This is a genomic window from Streptosporangium canum, from assembly GCF_900113865.1.
In the GTDB taxonomy this organism is placed as follows: domain Bacteria; phylum Actinomycetota; class Actinomycetes; order Streptosporangiales; family Streptosporangiaceae; genus Streptosporangium; species Streptosporangium canum.
The window spans coordinates 105325-124882 of record NZ_FOQY01000002.1 but is presented as its reverse complement, the minus strand read 5'-3'; the positions used below and the strand labels follow the sequence as shown (position 1 = coordinate 124882).

The 19558-nt window shown below is 72.6% G+C and carries 17 protein-coding genes; 4 read left to right on the top strand and 13 right to left on the bottom strand.

The window, feature by feature from the left end:
- The first annotated feature begins 117 nt into the window (after positions 1–117).
- Positions 118–2244: a SpoIIE family protein phosphatase gene (locus BM085_RS02870; RefSeq protein WP_093885468.1), complete on the top strand. Its 2127-nt coding sequence runs from the start codon at positions 118–120 to the stop codon at positions 2242–2244.
- Positions 2245–2265: 21 nt separating this feature from the next.
- Here BM085_RS02870 and BM085_RS02865 read toward each other — a convergent pair whose 3' ends face one another.
- From BM085_RS02865 to BM085_RS44155, 4 genes are all read right to left on the bottom strand, one after another.
- Positions 2266–3237, bottom strand: coding sequence for a helix-turn-helix domain-containing protein (locus BM085_RS02865; protein ID WP_093885467.1), 972 nt, complete (start codon positions 3235–3237; stop codon positions 2266–2268).
- 58 nt (positions 3238–3295) lie between these two features.
- The gene (locus tag BM085_RS02860) at positions 3296–4276 is read right to left on the bottom strand and encodes an NAD(P)-dependent alcohol dehydrogenase (RefSeq protein WP_245789081.1); all 981 of its coding nucleotides are present in this window, start codon (positions 4274–4276) and stop codon (positions 3296–3298) included.
- A 108-nt stretch (positions 4277–4384) separates the two neighbouring features.
- Positions 4385–4609 (bottom strand): helix-turn-helix transcriptional regulator, encoded by a 225-nt coding sequence (locus tag BM085_RS02855; protein WP_093885466.1) that lies wholly within the window; start codon positions 4607–4609, stop codon positions 4385–4387.
- A gap of 2 nt (positions 4610–4611) precedes the next feature.
- Entirely contained in the window at positions 4612–4770 is a 159-nt protein-coding gene (locus BM085_RS44155; RefSeq protein ID WP_177244928.1) for a hypothetical protein, read from the bottom strand.
- Between the two features lie 304 nt (positions 4771–5074).
- Between BM085_RS44155 and BM085_RS02850 the strand changes: the two genes are divergently transcribed.
- Positions 5075–5707, top strand: a complete 633-nt coding sequence (locus BM085_RS02850) for an SRPBCC family protein (protein WP_093885465.1) — start codon at positions 5075–5077, stop codon at positions 5705–5707.
- Positions 5708–5756: 49 nt separating this feature from the next.
- Here BM085_RS02850 and BM085_RS02845 read toward each other — a convergent pair whose 3' ends face one another.
- The 9 genes from BM085_RS02845 to BM085_RS02805 form a co-directional block, all read right to left on the bottom strand.
- Positions 5757–7109: an acetyl-CoA carboxylase biotin carboxylase subunit gene (locus BM085_RS02845; RefSeq protein WP_093885464.1), complete on the bottom strand. Its 1353-nt coding sequence runs from the start codon at positions 7107–7109 to the stop codon at positions 5757–5759.
- A gap of 38 nt (positions 7110–7147) precedes the next feature.
- Complete coding sequence (locus BM085_RS02840; protein ID WP_093885463.1) at positions 7148–7702, bottom strand: acetyl-CoA carboxylase biotin carboxyl carrier protein; 555 nt, start codon at positions 7700–7702, stop codon at positions 7148–7150.
- Complete coding sequence (locus BM085_RS02835; RefSeq protein ID WP_093885462.1) at positions 7699–9357, bottom strand: acetyl-CoA carboxylase carboxyltransferase subunit alpha; 1659 nt, start codon at positions 9355–9357, stop codon at positions 7699–7701. The genes BM085_RS02840 and BM085_RS02835 overlap by 4 nt, the downstream gene beginning before the upstream one ends.
- Positions 9358–9628: 271 nt before the next feature.
- The gene (locus BM085_RS02830) at positions 9629–10987 is read right to left on the bottom strand and encodes an FAD-dependent oxidoreductase (protein ID WP_143120779.1); all 1359 of its coding nucleotides are present in this window, start codon (positions 10985–10987) and stop codon (positions 9629–9631) included.
- A gap of 1103 nt (positions 10988–12090) precedes the next feature.
- On the bottom strand, positions 12091–13197 hold the full coding sequence (locus BM085_RS42650; protein WP_177244927.1) for a beta-ketoacyl synthase N-terminal-like domain-containing protein: 1107 nt from the start codon (positions 13195–13197) through the stop codon (positions 12091–12093).
- Complete coding sequence (locus BM085_RS02820; RefSeq protein ID WP_093885460.1) at positions 13194–14417, bottom strand: beta-ketoacyl-[acyl-carrier-protein] synthase family protein; 1224 nt, start codon at positions 14415–14417, stop codon at positions 13194–13196. Before BM085_RS02820 ends, BM085_RS42650 begins: the two co-directional genes overlap by 4 nt.
- Positions 14410–14685, bottom strand: a complete 276-nt coding sequence (locus BM085_RS02815) for an acyl carrier protein (protein WP_012890833.1) — start codon at positions 14683–14685, stop codon at positions 14410–14412. The genes BM085_RS02820 and BM085_RS02815 overlap by 8 nt, the downstream gene beginning before the upstream one ends.
- A 119-nt stretch (positions 14686–14804) precedes the next feature.
- Positions 14805–15779 carry an SGNH/GDSL hydrolase family protein gene (locus BM085_RS02810; protein WP_143120777.1) on the bottom strand — a complete coding sequence of 325 codons (975 nt, stop codon included), beginning with the start codon at positions 15777–15779 and terminating at the stop codon, positions 14805–14807.
- Between the two features lie 283 nt (positions 15780–16062).
- Positions 16063–17211, bottom strand: coding sequence for a nucleotide disphospho-sugar-binding domain-containing protein (locus tag BM085_RS02805; protein ID WP_093885458.1), 1149 nt, complete (start codon positions 17209–17211; stop codon positions 16063–16065).
- Between the two features lie 291 nt (positions 17212–17502).
- Between BM085_RS02805 and BM085_RS02800 the strand changes: the two genes are divergently transcribed.
- On the top strand, positions 17503–18489 hold the full coding sequence (locus tag BM085_RS02800) for an ATP-binding cassette domain-containing protein (RefSeq protein WP_093885457.1): 987 nt from the start codon (positions 17503–17505) through the stop codon (positions 18487–18489).
- Complete coding sequence (locus tag BM085_RS02795) at positions 18486–19319, top strand: ABC transporter permease (RefSeq protein WP_245789079.1); 834 nt, start codon at positions 18486–18488, stop codon at positions 19317–19319. Before BM085_RS02800 ends, BM085_RS02795 begins: the two co-directional genes overlap by 4 nt.
- Positions 19320–19558 lie beyond the last annotated feature (239 nt).

Below are 19558 nucleotides of genomic sequence, written 5' to 3'. Positions count from 1 at the left end.
GTCGATCGACACGGCGGAAAGCAACGCCTGGCCGTCCTGCCGCCGGCCGGGGAGCCCGCGTGCGGCGGAGCGACATGATCGCCCCGCGGTCGCGGGCCGGGGAATGAGGCGCTGACCGTGGCGGGACGATTCCTTCCCCCGGACGGCAGGCTCGGCGGGGACGGCCCCGACGGGCTGGCCGGGAGCCTCCTGTCCATACTGGAGGACGTCGGCGCCCACGCGGGGGCGATCTACCGCTTGGCCCCCGACCGCCAGGTGCTGGAGATGACGGTGTTGGAGGGGTTGCCGCGGGAGTTCGTCCGGCCGTGGGAGCGAGTGAGCCTGACCGCTCCCGTCCCGGTGGCCGACGCCTCACGGGAGGGGCGGCTGGTGTGGGTGGGCGGCGAGGAGGACATGGTGCGCCGCTACCCGGGCATCGCGCTCGCCCTGCCCTACGACTTCCGCCTGGCCGCGCTGCCGCTGGCCACCGCCACGGCCGACTACGGAGTGATATTCGTGCTGTGGCCCGGCTCCCATCCCCCGCGGCTGTCCTCCGGCGAACGCGGCCGTCTCACGGCCGCGGTCGCCGGCCTGGCGCGGAAGCTCGCGGAGTCCGGCCGGCCGGGCCCGCCGGATCCGGGACCGCGCACCCCCGTCCCGGCCGGCGCGGTCCCCCCCGAAGGGCTCGGGGCGATGGTGGCACGCCTGCCCGAGGGGATATGCGCCATGGACGACCACGGCCGCCTCACCTTCATCAGCCCGCGGGGGGCCGCGCTGATCGGCGAGTCGCCCCGGCGGCTGATCGGCGCCCAGCCCTGGACGGTGCTGCCCTGGCTGAACGATCCGGTGTACGAGGACCGCTACCGCGCAGCGATGATCACTCAGCAGCCGGCCTCGTTCGTGGCGCTGCGCCCTCCGGACCGCTGGCTGTGCTTCGAGCTGTATCCGACCGTCTCCGGCATCACCGCGCGCATCACCCCGGCTCCGGTGGAGCCGGAGAACGTCCCGGTGCGCACGTCGGCGGTCGACCCGGCGATGCCCACCCGCGTCGGGGCGATCTACCACGTCCTGCATCTGGCCAGCGCGTTGACGGAGGCCGCCTGCGTGCAGGACGTGGTGGACCTGGTCGCCGGCCAGATCATGCCCGCCTTCGGCGGTCAGGCCCTGGCCCTGCTGGTGGCCCAGGACGGCCGGCTGGGCGTCGTCGGCCACCGGGGCTACCCGCCCCACATCATCGAGCAGTACGACCGTCTCCCGCTGACCTCGCCCACCCCGAGCGTGCGGACGATGGTCACCGGAGTGCCCAGCTTCTTCGAATCCGCCGAGGCACTGGACCAGATCTACCCGCTGGCCGTCGCTCCGGACGACGGGATGGCGGCCTGGGCGTTCATGCCGCTGATCGCCTCGGGCCGGCCCGTCGGCACCTGCGTGCTCGCCTTCTCCCGGCCCCACCGCTTCACCGTCGAGGAACGCGCCGTGCTGACCTCGCTCGGCGGGCTCATCGCCCAGGCGCTGGAACGCGCGCGTCTCTACGACGCCAAGCTGGAGCTCGCCCACGGCCTGCAGGAGAGCCTGCTGCCCCACGCCCTCCCCCGGCTGCCCGGCCTGACCGCGGCCGCCCGTTACCTGCCCAGCACCGCGGGCATGGACATCGGAGGAGATTTCTACGACGTCATCCGGCTCACCGATGGCACCGTCGCCGCCATTATCGGCGACGTCCAAGGGCACAACGTCACCGCCGCGGCCCTCATGGGCCAGTTGCGCACCGCGGTGCGCGCCTACGCCACCACCGGCGCCGACCCCGGCGAGGTCCTGGCCCGCACCAACCGCCTGCTGGCCGACCTGGACCTCGACCTGTTCGCCACCTGCGTCTACGTCCAGCTCGACCTGCGCCGCCGCAGGGCGTGCCTGGCCCGCGCCGGCCATCCCCAGCCCCTCCTGCGCCACCCCGACGGCGGCGTGCGGGTACTGGACGTGCCCGGCGGCCTGCTGCTGGGCCTCGACCCCGAGGCCGAGTATCCGTGCGCGGAGATCCCCCTGCCGGTCGGCTCCGTCCTGGCCCTCTACACCGACGGCCTGATCGAGACCCCCGGGACCGATCTCGACGACGCCCTGGCCGAACTCGGCGTCGAGCTGGCGCGCCTCGGCGATCAGCACCTCGACGAGCTGGCCGACGCCATGATCCGGCACGCCCGGCGGACCAGCCGCCGCGGCGACGACATCGCCCTGCTCCTCCTGCGCCTCACGGCCGAGCTCGATCCCTGACCCTCGCTGCCGGACGCGCGCTCATCCGTCTCCCTGCGCCTCCACCAGGACCTCGCCGGCGTCCGTCCGGTAGTAGAGCACGGACCGCCCGGCACGCCGGCGCCGGACCAGCCGGGCGTCGAACAGGACCTTGAGGTGGCGGCCCACCGACCCCAGCCCCTGGCCGGTCAGCGCCACCAGCTGGGAGGTGCTCTTCGGGGTGTCGAGGAGGACGAGGACGTCCGCCCGCGCGGGCCCCAGCAACACGCGCAGGGTGCCGGGCGCCGGCGCCCGGCCCGCCTCGGCCAGGGCGCCCGAACAGGGGTACACCACGGCGTACCGGTGCGGCGCGTCCCACGAGACCCAGCTCTGGCCCGGCGTGACCGGGACGAGCATCAGCCGGGCCCCGGAGAGCTCTCGCGGCGGGTCGTCGCCCGTGGTGATCTGTAACCGGCTCTCCCCGAGCCAGCGCATCCCCGGGCGCATGCCGTCCAGGACGGCGCTCCAGCCGCCCTGGCCCAGCCGCGCCGTCCGCGCGATGACGTCGGCCTCGATGATCCGCCGGCTCCGCGGCCAGGAGGGGAGCACCGCTTCCGTCCACACCCACTCCAGGAGCTCGGCGGCGCGGGCCGGCAGGTCGCAACGGTGCAGCCGGGCGGGGAGCGGGCCGCCCAGCGACACGGCCAGGTCGGCGCGGGCGGCCTCGGGTGGCGTCTCGCGTATGCGCGCCAGCTCCTCCTCGAACGTCTGTTCGCCCTCGCCCGCCGGTGTGGGAGTGAGGAAGGTCGCGTTCCAGCTGCGCCCCAGAGCGGCCCGTACGAGCAGCGCGGTGACCTGGTCGCCGGCCAGCCGCTCCCGGTAGCCGGGCAGGTGGGCGTCCAGCCACGCGCGCTCGCCCGGGTGCGCGGCCGTCCCGCGCTCCAGGGTCTTCAGCCTCGCGGTCGCCTCGGCCAGCGGGGAGACGACGAACCGGCTTCCCGCGAGGGTGTCCGCGTTGACCTGCCACCAGCCCACTGTTCCCCTCCCCGCGAAACGGTAGCGTGCCGGCGGTCGGACCGCCGGGACTGCCGCCTCACACGGTGATGACGACCTTGCCGCGCGCGTGGCCTCCTCTCAGATACCGGATGGCCTCGGGGACCTCGCTCAGCGGGTAGGTCCTGTCGACGATCGGCGTGATCTCGCCGGCCTCGATGAGCTCCCCGCAGTACCGGAGGTCCTCCTCGCGCTCCGCCGACATCAGCACGCGCAGCCTCTGGCGTACGAACGGCGCCAGCAGGAGTGCCCGGAGCTGGCGGTCCGTACCCTGCAACCACCGCCCTTCCCCTTCGCCGCCGACGATGACGAGGGTTCCCCGGGGGGTGAGGGCGCGCCGGAGGCGGGACAGCGGGCGGCGTCCCGCGGTGTCGAGGATGAGGTCGTAGCGGCGCGCCCCGTCCGCGAAGTCCTCGCGTGTGTAGTCGATGACGTCGTCCGCGCCGATCGACCGGACCAGGTCCGTCTTCGTCGTGCCGCACACGCCGGTGACGTCCGCGCCGAGCGCCTTGGCCAGCTGCACCGCGAACGTCCCCACGCCTCCGCCCGCGCCGATGACCAGCACCTTCTGGCCCGCCCGGACCTGTCCCCGGTCGCGGAGTGCCTGAAGGGCGGCGACGGCGGAGGTGGGGACCGCCGCCGCCTGCTCGAAGGTGACGTTCGCCGGCTTCCCCGCGAGCCTGTCCTCCCGGGCGCACGCGTACTCGGCGAAGGAGCCGCCGCAGGTTCCGAACACCTCGTCGCCGGGCCGGAACCGGGTCACGTTCCGGCCGACCGCCTCGACGCGCCCGGCGACGTCCAGGCCCGGCACCCGGGACGCGGGCCTGAGCAGCCCGAAGCCCGCGACGCGGACGACGTACGGCAGGCCCGTGACGAGGTGCCAGACGCCCTGGTCCACGCCGGCCGCGTGGACGCGTACGAGCACGTCGTCGTCCCCGGCGACCGGCCTGTCGATGTCGCCGAGCCGCAGCGCGTCAGGTGAGCAGTAGGCGTCTCGAACCATCGCCTTCATCGTCGTCATGTCGCCTCCGGTGCCAGTGGGCGTGATGGTGGGTCTTTCGGGGTGGGCGCGGCTCGGGCCGCGGCCGGGGGACGGCGCGGTCGCGCGTGCCGGGCTCGGCGAGGACGGCTACGCCTCGGTGTCCGGATACTGGAAGACCTCGTCGAGCGGGACCCCGAACACCCGGGCGATCTGAAACGCCATCTCGAGCGAGGGCGAGTAACGTCCCCCCTCGATGGCGATGACGGTCTGGCGGGTCACGCCGATGCGGTCCGCCAGGTCCGCCTGCGTCATCTCTCCGTGCGCGAACCGGAGGGACCGGATCGCGTTCGTGACTCTGGTGGGCTTGACCACGGCTAGAAGCCTCGGCGGTACGCGACGATCTTCGTGATCGAAGAGGCGAGCGCGTCGAGGACGAATGCCAGGTAGAGCGCGTTGGCGATCCAGAAGTTCCCGTACTCCGCCAGCGTCAGGCCGAGCGCCACCACGCCACCGGCGGCGAGTTTAACTTCCACCTGGCCACAGGCCTGCGGGCGACACCATCCGCGCACCGTCGTCGCGGATGCGGCCCGACCGCCACGGCACCACGCCGGAGGCGGACCAGAACCGGCGGAGAGGCCGTCGCACGGCCTTGACTTATATAAGCAGTATCTAATATTTTCTCTCGTCATGTGGGCGTTCGAGGCGCCGGCGCGCGGTGCGATCCCGTCCGGCATCCCCGCACTCCGCACCCGGAGCCGCCCGCAGCGGAAGCGGTCCGGGGCGGACGTGAATGCCGGCTCGCGATCCCGGCGAGAAACCAGGTCAGAGGAGAACTTCATGATCGATGTCACTCAGCAGATCAACGCCGTGCGGCGCGAGGTCGGCAAGCGCGTGCTGGAGGCGGGTGAGGCCCGGATCGTGACCATCAGCCAGACCTACGAGGCCGGTGTCGACGACGTCTGGGACGCCTGCACCGATCCTGAGCGCATCTCCCGGTGGTTCCTGCCCGTCTCGGGTGACCTGCGCCTGAACGGCCGCTACCAGCTTCAGGGCAACGCGGGCGGGAGGATCGAGCGCTGCGACCCGCCCGCGAGCTTCTCGGCCACCTGGGAGTACGGCGGGAACGTCAGCTGGATCGAGGTCCGGCTGACGCCCGCCTCCGAGGGCGGCACCCGGTTCGAGCTTGAGCACACCGCTCACGTCGACGACGAACAGTGGGCCCAGTTCGGACCCGGCATGGTCGGCGTCGGCTGGGACCTGGGACTCATGGGCCTGGCCACCCACCTGTCTTCCGGACAGGCCGTGGACCCGCAGGAGAGCGCGGCATGGACCGCGTCCGACCAGGGCAGGCGGTTCATGTCGCTCAGCAGCCGGCAGTGGTGCGACGCGAGCATCGCCGCGGGCACGGACGGAGCCGAGGCGCGGGCCGCGGCGGATCGGATCACGGCCACCTACACCGCCACCCCCTGACGGGGCCCGCCGTCCCCGTCCGGCAGGCGGCTCCGCCGGGCCGCGGCGGTCAGGCGCCGCCGGTACCCATGTCGTCGACCAGGGCCGTCGTGTGCTTGGCCGCGCGGAACACCGGGTTCTCCAGCACTTCGCGCAGGAAGTCCCTGGTCGTGTGCACCCCCCGCCCGGAGACGCGGAACTCCTCCAGGGCGCGGCCGGCCCGCGCGATGGCCTGCCGGCGGTCCGGGGCCCAGACCGCGACCTTGGCCAGCAGCGGGTCGTAGTCCGCCGTCACCCGGAAGCCGGGATAGCCGTGGGTGTCCACCCGCACGAACGGACCGCTCGACGGCAGGAACTCCTCGACCACGCCGGGCGTCGGCAGGAACCCCCGGCGGGGATCCTCGGCGTTGACGCGGCACTCGATCGACACGCCCCGGGGCCGGACGTCCTCCTGGCGGATGGACAGCCCGTACCCGGCCGCGACGCGGAGCTGCTCCCGGACCAGGTCGACACCGGTCACCAGCTCGGTGACCGGGTGCTCGACCTGGATCCGGCAGTTGACCTCCATGAAGAAGAAGTCGTCACCGTCGACGAGGAACTCGTAGGTGCCCGCCCCGGCGTAGTTCACCTCCCGGGCGGCGTGCACCGCGGCGGCGCAGATGCGGTCGGCCAGCTCCCGGGGGAGCCCCGGGGCGGGCGTCTCCTCGATCAGCTTCTGCCGGCGCCGCTGCACCGAGCAGTCCCGCTCGCCGAGTTGGACCACGCCTCCCGCGCCGTCACCGAGCACCTGCACCTCGATGTGCCGGGCGTTCTCCAGGAACGTCTCCATGTAGAGGCGGGGATCGCCGAAGGCCGCCTGGGCGCCGGCACGCGCCTGCGCGTAGGCGCGCGGCAGCTCCCGGGCGTCCCGCACCACGGTCATACCGCGCCCGCCTCCGCCGGCGGTGGCCTTGATGATCACCGGATAGCCGATCTCGCCGGCGACGGACTTGGCCTGCTCAAGCGTGACGAGCGACCGTGAGCTGCCGGGAACCACCGGCAGCCCGGCTGCCTGGGCGATCTCCCGGGCCTGCGCCTTGTCGCCGAGCCGGCTGAGCAGCGAAGCGGAGGGACCGATGAAGGTCAGCCCCTCGGCTTCGCAGATCTCCGCGAAGTCGGGGTCCTCCGACAGGAAGCCGTACCCGGGATGCACGGCGTCGGCACCGGTCTGCAGCGCCGCCGTGACGATCGCGGCGGCGTTGAGGTAGCTGAGCCGGGGGGACGGGGGGCCGATGCGGACGCACTCGTCGGCGAAGCGGGCGACGGCGGACTCACGGTCGCTGTCCGAGCAGACCGCGATGGTCCGGATGCCCATCTCACGGCAGGTGCGGGCGACACGGAGCGCGATCTCGCCTCGGTTCGCGATCAGGATCGTCGAAAACAATGGGTTCCTCTCAATCGCGGTGGTTGCGAGGACTCGGCTCACACGGGGGCGAGGACGAACAGCGCCTCGCCGTACTCCACCGGTGACCCGTCGGGCACGAGCACCTCGACGACGCGGCCGGGCCGATCGACCTCGACCGCGTTCATCAGCTTCATCGCCTCCACGATCGCCACCTGCTGCCCCGCCACCATCTCGTCCCCGACGGCGGCGAACGGCGGCGCACCGGGTGAGGGGGCGTGGTAGAACGTTCCGACCAGGGGCGCGTGGACGACGAACGGACCGTCGTCCTCCCCCGGGCCGGCCTCCGGTCCGGCGGGCGCCGCGGCCTCGGGACGCCCCCAGGCGACGGCCTGGCCGTTCGGAACGGCCTGCCCGTTCGGGGCGGCCTGCGTGTTCGGGGCGGCCTGCGTGTTCGGGGCGGCCTGCGTGTTCGGAGCGGGGCCCGGCTCGGGCCACTCGACCTGGACGAGCAGGTCGCCCGCCTGCACCCGCACGCTCTTCAGCGGCCCTTTGGCGGCCTCGATGAGGTTGGCGGCCTGCCGGCAGAGCTCGTCGATCCCGCTCGGCGCGGCACCAGTGGATTCGTTGTTCATATGCACCTCGGCATCTCGACGCCGTATCGCCGAAACCGTCGTCGGCGTTGTGCCACCAGATCGTCAGGGGAGATGGCGACGACCTCGCGCAAGGTCTCCGAGAGCGCCGCGCGCAGCAGTTCGGCGGCTGCCACGGGGTCTCGGTGCGCCCCGCCCTCCGGCTCCGGCACGACCGCGTCGACGATCTCGTGCCGGAGCAGGTCGCGCGCGCCGAGCTGGAGCGCCGCCGCCGCCATCGGGGCCGCGGACCGGTCCTTCCAGAGGATGGCCGCGCAGCCCTCCGGGCTGATCACCGAGTACATCGCGCCGGAGCAGGCGAGCACCCGGTCGGCCACGGCCAGGGCGAGCGCGCCGCCGCTGCCGCCCTCGCCCGTTATCACCGCCACGATCGGAACGGGCAGTCCGGACATGAGCCGGATGTTCTCCGCGATCGCCCACGCCTGTCCCCGCTCCTCCGCGCCGATGCCGGGATGGGCGCCGGGCGTGTCGACCAGGGTGACGATCGGCAGCCCCAGCTTGACCGCCAGCCGCATCAGCCGCGCGGCTTTGCGGTACCCCTCGGGTAGTGCCATACCGAAGTTGCGCTGGACCCGTTCGGTGGTGTCGCGGCCCTTCTGGTGTCCGAGGACGATGACCGGCCGGCCGTCGAAGCGGCCGAGGCCGCCCACGATAGCCGGGCAGTCGCCGGACATCCGATCGCCTCTCAGCTCCTGGAAGTTGTCCAGCAACTGGTTCATGTAGTCGAGCGCGGTCGGCCGCTGCTGGTGGCGGGCCGCCTCCACCACCTGCTCGGGTTCCCGTTCGGGCAGGTCGCCGGGGTCACGGATGAGGCCCTCCCCCGCTCCGGTCGCCGTGGAGGGCTGTGCGGGCGCCTGGGCGTCGAGCAGGCACGCGATCGTCGGCCGGAGCGCGGAGCGCGGCACCACCGCGTCCACGAGGCCGCGGGCCAGCAGGAACTCGGCCGTCTGGAAACCCTTGGGGAGGTCGGCCTGGATCGTCTGCTCGATCACCCTCGGACCCGCGAAGCCGATACGCGCTCCGGGCTCCGCCAGGATGACGTCTCCCAGCGTGGCGAAGGAGGCGGCCACACCCCCGTATGTGGGGTCGCTGATGATCGAGATGGTGAAAATCCCCGCCTCGTCCAGCTCCGCGAGCGCCTGGCTGGTCTTCACCATCTGCATCAGTGAGAAGGCGCCCTCCTGCATGCGGGCGCCGCCCGAAGCGGTGACGATGATCAGGGGGCTGCGCGCGCGCAGGGCGGTCTCCGCGGCCACCGCGATGGCTTCGCCCACTCCGACCCCGAGGCTGCCGCCCAGGAAGCGGAAGTCCATGACCGCCGCCACCACCGGATGCCCCATCAGCGTGCCCGTGACGCAGATGACGGCCTCCTCCGTTCCCGTCTGCTCGCGCGCCTGGCGCAGCCGTTCCGGGTAGGGGCGGGAGTCCATGAAACCGAGGGGATCTTCGGCCACCACCGGCTGTTCGAGCTGCCGGACCGAGCCGGTATCCAGCAGCTGGCCGATGCGCTGCCAGGCGGTGAGGCGGCTGTGCGCACCACACCCCGGGCATACTCGCAGGTCGCGTTCAAAACGCCTGCCGTAGGTCAGTTCTCGGCACCGGGCACAGCTGACCCACTCCGCCGCTCCGGAAGCCATTGTTCGGACGCTCACCCCGGCAGGCTGACACCGTCGGCTCAACGACCGCTGGAAGGCGGCTGAACCTTCCGCGCGGGGCTCGCCCCCGGGCGTCCGCGGCCGGAGGGGTGAGCGCCGTCGCCGGTCCGGCCGCGGACGACTCCGGGTGCGGCGACGGCGTTCCCGTCCCGGCGGCGGCGGGGCGCGGGCCCGGGTGACCTCGTGCGCTCTCGACCCGCTCGAGGGCGCCTCGCGCCGCCGCCGGGTCACGGCCCTGCGGGGAGCCGCGTGCTCAGGCCGCGCTGCCGCCCTGCACCCAGCTGAACTCCCCGGCCACCCGCCTCTTCAGGCTCGGGACCTGGTTGGCCACCCGCAGGCGGGTGCGGGTGCCCGCGGCGAGCACCGGGCCGATGACCGGCCTGTTCATCCGGACCTTGCGGCTCAGGCACTTCCAGTATGAGCGTCCGGCTCCGAAGCCGGACCCGAGCACCTGCGCCTCGTAGTCGCGGATGGCCGCGACGACCGGCCACTGATCCGTCACGGCCCCGGTGAGCAGGCGGCACAGCAGCCCGGCCGCGCGGAGCGTCGCGTTCGCCCCCGTGCCCGGCGCGGGGAACCTGACGTGGCCGGCGTCGCCGAGCAGGGTGACCTTGGTCGCCTCCCGGCGATCGGCCGGACGTGAGACGACGGCCCGCGTCGCCGCGACCGTGGCCGGATCCGTCATGGTGACCAGCGCGTGCAGGGCCGGATCCCACCGCCTGGTCATGTCCGCGACGGCGTCGACGACCCCGGTTCCGCGCAGCGCCTCCGGCTCGGCCCGGAACAGACGCGATGAGCCCATGATGCCCCACATGAGGTGGTCGCGGGTGTTGTCGTACCGCATGCCGGACCAGGTCTTGATGAGGGCCGCGTCGACGGTGCCGATGCGGCTTTTCAACTCGCCCTCGCTGTCCCACCGGAACTCCATGGGCTGGGCGATGAAGGAGAGCCCCTGACGGCTGCGCACCAGCGATATCCCCCGGAGCATCTTCTCCCACGGCAGCAGCCGGGCCGCCTCGTCAAGGTCCACCTGCCCGTACGCGGCGACGAGACCGCAGTCCTGAACGTCTGCCTGGGGCCGGTACTGGTGCCGTACCTGGGAATGCGGGCCGTCGGCGCCGACCAGTACGTCACCGACCGCGGATGTGCCGTCCGCGAAGAACGCGGTTATCCGGCCGTCCGGCCGCCGCTCGTAACGGGTGAACTCCTTTCCGAACCGGACGACGTCCTCGATCCCGGTGAGCAGCAGCTGCCGCAACGTCATGAGGCTCGCCGACTTCATGTTCACAGCGGCGGCCGCGCCCGCCTGCCCTGCCATCGGCAGGCTGGTGGTGAACAGCTCGTCGAGCCCTTCCGAATAGACCGTCAGGTGCCGCGGCGGCTTGGCGCAGGTCGCGACGAAGGTCTCGTAGAGGTCAGGCGGGAGGACATCGCGCAGCGCACGGCTGCCGCCCGGCCCGATCGCGACGCGGAAACCGAAGGAGCCGTCATGCCTGGCCGGTTCGCGCTCATAGACGGCCACGCTGATGCCGGCCTTTTTGAGCCCGTGCGCCAGGCTCGCACCGCCCAGACCGGCCCCGATGATCACAACGTGAAGTGCGTGTTCGGACATTGGAGCACCTTCCTTGCCGCCTCGACTGACGCGGCTGTGCCGCGGAGTCGGCTCGGCGCGGTTCTACGAGACGTGGCGGCGCCCCGGATATCGCCGCCCCGAGCGGGTGGGTCGGTGGGCAACGTGAGCTCGCGATGACCACCTACCGGGACAGAGGCCGATGAGCACCCGGCCCATCGAGATATATCTCATATTTACTATCGGTAACATCATTAGTCAACCGCCACTTTCCTTGGTGGCCGTTATGTAAATAGTGTTCTGCCGGATCAATATCGTGACAACAGGTGACACCGCGAGAACAGGTTATGCAGGGGCGGATATCGAACGGGGGGATCTGTTTTAACGGCCACACTTACCTTGCCTCACCGTGTATACACGAGTCGACCCGCGCCAGTGGCCCGACCGGCTGTCTGCGGCACGCACAGAATGCCGCACGCCACACATGGACGGCAGGATCGCAATACATCACATGCCCTGATTCCGCGCACTGAATCCGCAGGCGCGGGGATCGGAGGCATTGCGGCTGCCGGGACCATCACCGGCCCGCCACGGGTACGGCGCCGCGCCGATGGCGGCGGAGGCTCGCACGTCCTTTTCCCGGCCCGCGGGCGCGCCATATCAGGCGCGGGCGCCACTGCGGAGACCCGGCCGCCGGCGGACTCCCCTATTCCGGCACCGCGAAAACGCCACCCGGGGCGCGGACCATTGTTTTGGACGCACCGACGCGTGCGTGGCGTCGACAAGGTTTTACGTAAGAGTGCCGGCGCGTAACGTGACAGGAATGATTCGGGGAGTAACCGCCCCGTGATCGCCCCGGGCCGTCGCGGGCCCACCGGCCCTCCGGGTGTCCAACCGGTCCACCGGTCACCGGCCCTCCCGGTGGCCATCCGGTCCACCGGGTCCGCCGGCCCACCTGGGTTCACCCGGTCACCAGGTCCACCGGCCCGGCATCGCGCGCGAACCGGTACCGGCGGGTGCTCCGCCATCGGAATCGGCCCTGGACGGCGGTCCGGACGGCCTGCCGTACGGCCGCCGCGACCTGGCGGGCGGGGGCGGTCCGGACGCGCCGCCGGCCGATGACCGGCCTCCGGGGGAAGGGCCCGTCAGAGGGCGGGGCGGCGCACCACCAGGCAGCCGATGTTGCCGTCGTCCCCGACGGAGGTCACCAGGGCCACCGGGCCGATGGCGGCGCCGGCCCGCCACTCCGCGAGCAGCCCGGCGATCTGCAGAGCGCCGCTCGCGCTGAAGCTCTCGCCCACCAGAGCGGCCGTCCTCATCCGATGGGGCGGCAGGTCGCCCAGGGCGCCGCGGACTCCGTCCTCCTCGGCCGGTCCCAGACCGCGCAGACCCGTCGCGCTCAGCGAGACCGCGGTGACCGCCTCAGCCGGCACGCCGCTGCGCCGCAGGGCGCGCTCGACGCACACGGTCAGGCCGCGGCGCACATCGGACATGCCCAGGGTGCCGACCTCGCAGGCGAGCAGTTCGGCCAGCGGCGCCCGGCCGGCCGCGGCGGCGCCCTCGGACGTCTCGACGACGAACACCGCGGCCCCCTCCCCGACGGCCGCGGCCGGCGTGAGCGCGCCCGACAGGTACCAGGCCCATGCGGACTGGGGGCACAGCTCCTCCACCGCGCCGACCAGGGCGCGGTCGACATGCCCCTGGACGATCGCGTTGCGGGCGTACCGGACCGCGGCCAGACCCGACACCCGGCCGTCGGCGATCGTCGCGTTCACGCCGCGCAGCGCGTTCCAGATCGCGATCTGGCTCGCGCAGAAATTCATCACCGAGTTGGGGAAGAAGCTGGCCCGCACCAGATACGGCTTCTCCCGCACGAGCGTCTCGCGCGAGAACTCACTGGAGCTGCGGATGCTGCCCGTACTGGTCCCGATCACCACGCCGGTCCGCGCGCGGTCCCGGTCCGCCAGCGGCGCGCCGAGCCCCGCCAGCGCCCGGTTGCTCGCCACCAGAGCGAGCTGCGTGGTCCGGTCCAGGGAGCGGATCCCCTTCCTGCCCAGGTACTCCTCCGGCCGGAGGTCCGGCGTCGCGGCCAGCGGCATGGGCGGGAACTCCCCGCCGATCGCCGCCAGATCGGCCTCCTCGCGCCCGGTCCCGCTCACCGCGGCGGCGAGCGGCTCCAGGCCGACGCCCGCGGGCGAGACCACCCCGCAGCCGGTGATCACCAGAGGAGCGACGGTCGTCACGGTCGTCACGCGGCTCTCCCCAGGATCGTGATGGCGTTGTTGCCGCCGAAGGCGAACCCGTGGTTCTGCACGATCCGCGGCGAGGCCGCGCGGCCCGTGCCCGGGACGCAGTCCACGCCCGAGCCCAGCGCCGGATCGGTCTCCGTCACGTTGGCCGTGGGCGGCAGGAAGCCGTCGTGCAGCGCCATGCAGCAGATCAGCGCGCCGAAGCCGCTGGCGGCGCCCATCGTGTGGCCGATCATGGATTTTATCGAGCTGATCGGCGGCAGCGCGTCGCCGAACACCTCCCGCACCGCCTTGACCTCGGTGGCGTCGTTGGTCGGGGTCCCCGTGCCGTGCGCGCAGATGTAGTCGATGTCCTCCGGGCGCACGCCTGCGTTGCGGTGTGCGGCTCGGATGCACTCGGCGATGCTGGTGGGGTCGGGCGCGACCGGGTGCCTGGCGTCGCAGTTGACGCCGTATCCGAGCACCTCGGCGTAGATCCGCGCCCCGCGGGCCACCGCGCCCTCGAACGGCTCCAGGAACAGCGCCACACCGCCTTCGGCGGTGAGGATTCCCGAGCGGTGGGTGTCGAAGGGCCGGCACACCGACTCGGCCAGGGCGCCGAGCCGGTAGAAGCCGGCGTGCTCCCACCGGTTGACGGAGTCGGCCCCACCGCTGATCATGAATTCGGCCTCGCCGGTCCGGACCATGTCGTAGGCGTAGCCCAGCGTGTAGTTGCTCGCCGAGCAGGCTGTCGCGATGGTGTGGGCCTCACCGGTGAGCCCGAGTTCGGCGTTGACCGCGGTGGCGATCCGGCCGGCCGGAGCCTGGCGCACCAGCGCCGGGTCGAGATCCTTCAGGCCTCCGTGGACCCACTGGCTCGTGAGCGCCTCGATGACCGCCGACTCGCCGAGGGTGGTCCCCATCGCGGAGCCGGCGCGGGCGGCCGAGACCTGGCCGGGGTCGATGTCGGCGTCCATCAGCGCCAGCCGCGCGGCCGAGGCGGCGAAGAGGCTGCTGCGGCCCCACTCGTCGATGCGCAGCCTGCGCAGCAGCCGTTCCGGCTCGAAGTCGTGAACCTCGCCCGCGAAGGTGTAGGGGAACCCGCTGGCGTCGAAGCTCCGGATGGGCGACACGCCGCTGCGCCCCTCGCGGATGGCCTGGGCGAAGGTATGGGCCCCCGTTCCGAGGCTGCTCACCGCCCCCAGGCCGGTCACCGCCACGCGGCGCGAGGCGCCTTCAGGCATCGAGGTCCGCCTCTTTCGCGTAGCGCGTCACGAGGCCGAGGACGGCGTTCAGGTTGATCATCTCGGGGAGGGCCTCGCTGGGGATGTGCACGCCCATGTCCCGCTCGATGCTGGCGATGATGTCGATGGCCAGCAACGAGTCGGCACCGTGGTCGTTCACGAAATTGCTGGTCTCCGTGAGCTCACCTGGTTCGAGGTCGAGAACGTCGGTGAGGATGTCGCGCAGCTGCTGGAGCCGCTCGTACCGGGTCGTTGCCGCTTGAGACATTGTTCTTCCTTTTCGAGGAGGTGCGACTTCGAGGAGGCGCGACTCGGATCTGACCCGTGCCGTGCCGTCTGGGCGACCGCGCGGCCATCGATCGGCGGACACCGACGGAGCGGCGGCTCTCACCGCGGGCGCGGCACGCTCCCGGCGGCCGGCGGCCCTGCGAGGGCCTGGTGGATCATCTCCGCGGCCTGCCGGTTGCCTCCGTCCGTGAAGTGCACGGTGTCGGCGAAGGAGTCTCCCGTGAACCGGTCCGCGGCCAGGTTCAGGAAGGACACCCCCAGTGCGGCGCAGCCCTCGGCGAGCCGGTCGGCGTAGGAGTCCCAGTTCTTCTCGATGGCGCTGTGCAGGATGCCGAAGACGGGGGCGTCGAAGTCGTAGCGCTCCCTCTCCTCCGGGGTGATCGCGCGCGTGCGGGAGCTCGCGAACGGCTGGAGGCAGAAGAGGATCCGGGTCCCCTCGCCTGCCGCCCGGGACAGGAACGCGAGGTCCCGCAGGCGTCTGCGGGCGGCCTCCTCCATCCGGGGCAGGGTGTCGGCGAGGTCCCACGCGGCGGGTTTCCGGTGCGTACGGCGATAGGCATCGAGGTCGGGGAGGGCCTTACCCGAGGCGAGCGTCGCGAGGTCGAACAGCGGGACCTCCGCCAGCTCGGCGAACGTGCGCTCGTAGGACACGGTGCCGAACAGGTTGTCCGGGGTCAGCGAGCCCACCAGGTTGACGAAGTCGGGACCCCCGCCAATGATCACCACAGCGGTCGCGGCGTGCAGGAAAGGCATGGCGGCGATCAGCTCCTGAAGGGAGACCGCCGCGCAGAGTCCCAGGTTGAGCTGCCGGACCCCGGTCAGGAAAGCGAGATGTGACGCCGGGGTGGCGCTGTCGGAGCTCGCCGCGAGGCCGATGGCCACCGAGTTGCCGAGCACGAGTCCGCCCCCGCCGGCGGAGAGCCAGGTGGCGCTGTCGACCGTGCCGAACGGTGAGTCGGAGAGGCGGAAGCCCTCCTCATCGGTGTTGAGCACGGCCGACCGGTGGCCCGGAGCAAGGGTGAATCCCAGAAAGGGATGCAGGTAGAGGTCAAGGCCGTGCCTCTCGAGCAGCATCCCCCCGCGATGCCGCTGCGCGAAGGATTCGTGTTCGAAATTGGGAGAGGAGTTCATGTGGTGCTCCCGTACCAGGTCTCGAAAGGATTGACAGCTCGTCTCCGGTACCGCGCCGTGTCCGGCCGGGCTCGCCGCGGAGCCCGTCGCGGATCGGCCGCACGCCGCTGGAGGCGACGCCTGTGACCCGGTCCGGCTTTCCGCTCAACCCGGCCGGTCTCGTTCAGAGACTCGCACCGGAAGATCGAGAGCGGCTCGTGGACGGCTCGACAGCGGCCGGTCCCGGTCACGGCCGGACGGCACCCGCCGCGAGGAGTTCGAGCTCGCGCACGACCTGCGCCGGCGACGGCCGGCCCCGCATCTCCTGCCGCAGCTCCTCGGCGGCGGCCCGGTAGGCGGGCGTGGCCAGCAGCTCGGCCAGCCGATCGCTGATCGCCGCCGGGTCCTCCACCGGTGCCGCGAGCACGACGCCGGCCCCCGCCTCGGCAAGCCGGCCCGCGTGACGCACGTGGTCGGGCAGGCGCGGGAGGAGGAGCTGCGGCAGGCCGTACGCCACGGCGGTCAGCAACGTGCCCGCGCCGCCGTGGGCGACCACGGCGTCGCAGGTGGGGAGCAGCAGATGCAGCGGCGCGGATTCGGCGACGCGCACCTCGGACGGCAGCGGGCCGAGCAGTGCCCGCTGGCCGGGCGTGACGGCCACCACCACGTCCACCTCGAGCGCGCTGATCGCCCGTACGGCCTGGCCGGCGAGGAAGAGCCCGGGGTCCACCCGGCTCAGCGTGGTGCCCCAGGTGACGCACACGCGCGGGCGGCCGGACGGCTCCGGCGGCTCCGGCGGCAGCATGCCCGGCCCGTTGTGCGGGACGTAGCGCACCGGCAGCCGACGGGAGCCGACGGGTACCTGAAGCCCGGCGGGGCACGGGTCCACGGTCGCCACGCCGAACGGGTCGACGGTGTCCAGGCCCAGCTTTCCGGACAGCGGACCGAGCGCGTCCGGGAGGAACCGGCCGACGACGCTCATGAGGTCGGTGCCGTACAGGTGCCGTACGGCCGGGATGCCCAGCGCGGCGGCCGCCAGCGGCCCGGCGAAGGCTGTGGGCTCGAACACGATGAGGTCGGCGCGCCAGTTCCTGCCGAGTTCGACGAGGTCGTCGACCATGGCCTCGGCCAGCGCGGTCAGCAGGCCGAGGACGCGCGGGCCGCCGGCGCCCGGCTGCCGACCCGGCGGCGGCAGCACGATGTCCCGGAAGGTCGCCACCGCGTCCACGTCGCGGCCGACCGACGCCCCGGGCAGGCCGGTGCGTGAGATCGCGTCGGTGAGCTCCGGCTGGCTTGCCACCAGCACGTCATGGCCGGCGGCCCGGCACGCCCACGCGACCGGAACCATCGCGTACAGGTGTGACGGCCATGCCCAGGCAGTGAAGAGTATGCGCATCCGCCCATGGCAGCACCTGCCGCTTGTCAACGCCTCCACCGCCGCTCAAGGCCGGGCGGTCACCATCTCCTCGTCACGGACGGCGGGCGGGGCCTCCCCCGGGAGGCCCCTCCGGGACGGACGCCGGCCCGCCGTCCGGGCCGGCGAACGGGGTCGATTCCCGGCGCACGGGCGGGCGAGCGGTCCCGGTTGGATGCCGGCGAACGGAGACAACGCCCGGCCGGAACACTGTTCGAGATATTACTTGACGGGCCGGCAGGCCACCGACAAAACGACGTTCGAGGTGATGCAATGGCGGAGCTCACGATCGAGGCGCGGGGACTGGTCAAGCGTTTCGGCAGGAGAACGGCTCTGGACGGGCTTGATCTCGCGGTCGAACCGGGGCGGGTCATGGCGGTCCTGGGCCCCAATGGCGCAGGGAAGACGACATTTGTCCGGGCGGTGGCGACTCTGCTGCGCCTCGACGGCGGCACACTGCGGGTGGCGGGCTTCGATGTCCGGCGCGAGCCGGAGGAGGTCCGCCGCGCGATCGGGCTCGCGGGCCAGTACGCCTCGGTGGAGCCGGCCATGACCGGCCGGGAGAACCTGGAGATGGTGGCGCGGCTCTACGGCCAGCCGGCCCGTACGGCCCGCGCCAGCGCCGCCGGCGTCCTTGAGCGCTTCGGCCTCGCGGGTGACGCCGACCGGCTGGCGCGGACCTATTCGGGCGGGATGCGGCGCAAGCTGGACCTGGGAGCCAGCCTGGTGAGCACGCCCCGCCTGCTGCTGCTGGACGAGCCGACGACCGGCCTGGACCCGCGCTCCCGCATCGAGCTGTGGGACGCGATCGACGGTCTCGTCGAACACGGGACCGATGTGCTGCTCACCACCCAGTACCTGGACGAGGCGGAACGCCTGGCCGGGCACATCGTGATCATCGATCGCGGGCGGGCGGTGGCCTCCGGGCCGCCCGCCGAGCTGAAGCGGCGTGTCGGCGGCAACGTGCTGGAGGTGCACGTGCGTGACCGCGCGGACCTGGCGGCGGTCACCGCCGCCCTGGCCCGCCCCGGTCACACGGCGCCGCAGGTCGACGAGGCGACCCGCCGCGTCAGCGTGGGCGCGGGCGACGGGGACGCCGTCGGGGGGCTGCTGGCCGGCCTGCGGGCCGTCGAGGACGCGGGGGTGGAGCTCGCCGGCATCAGCGTGCGCCAGCCCGGGCTCGAAGAGGTCTTCCTCGCGCTGACCGGTCAGGACGAGGTGGACGGGATGCCCGGCACCCGCGGTAAGGCGATGCGATGAGCTCGGGAAAGGAGACGGCCATGCCCTCCGCCGCGGCCGCCGGCCTGCGCAGGGCGGGCCTGGCGACCGGCACGGTGCTCGTCGCCAAGCGGGCCGTGCTGACCTTCCTGCGGACGCCCCAGCTCGTCATCGTCGGCACCGTGCAGCTGGTGGGGTTCCTGGTGACCTTCCGCTACGTCTTCGGCGGGGCGTTCGGGACCAGCCGGGGCCTGCCCTACGTCGACTTCGCCGTTCCCGGCTTCATCGCCGCCGGAGTGCCCTTCACCCTCATCGGCACGGCCGTCGTGATGGCGGAGGATCTCCGGAGGGGGTTCGTCGACCGTCTGCGCTCGCTGCCGTTCCCGTCCGCGGCCGTGCTGACCGGACGCGTGCTCGCCGACAGCGTGGTGCTCACCTGGAGCCTGGCGATCGCGACGCTGGTCGGTTTCGCCATCGGCTTCCGCCTGCACGGCTCGATCGCGCAGGGGCTGGCGGCGTTCGGGCTGTGCCTGGTGTTCGGGCTCGCCTTCAGCTGGGTCTTCATCACCCTCGGCCTGATCGCCGGGAACGGCCAGGCCGCGCAGGGCATGGCGATGCTCGTCTTCCCGCTGACCTTCGGGTCGAGCGCGTACGTGCCGGTCGAGACCATGCCGGGATGGCTGCGCGCGTTCGCCGACAACCAGCCGGTCACCTGGATGGCCAACGCCGTGCGGGCGCTCACCCTCGGCGACCACGCCCGGGACTTCCTCGGCCACAGCGCCGCGTACTACGTCACGTACTCGCTGATATGGGCCGCCGGCATCATGATCGTGTTCTCCGCCCTGGCCGTGGCCCGCTTCCGGCGGAGCTGATCCGCCTCCGGGGCGTCCCCGGCCGGCGGCCTCGGTGCCCCCTCCCCCGGCGGCCGGAGGCGATCCGCCCGGCCGGCGCTTCCCTCGAGACCCGCTGGTGCCGTCCTCGAACCACCGGCCCGGCCGACGTCACCCGCGGCGGCGGCTCCGGCCCGGTCCGCCGCCCAACTCGACCGGCTCGACCAGCAGGAGATGTGACCCCGGCCTCCAGCGGAATCATCCTTGTCATGGCAAGCGTG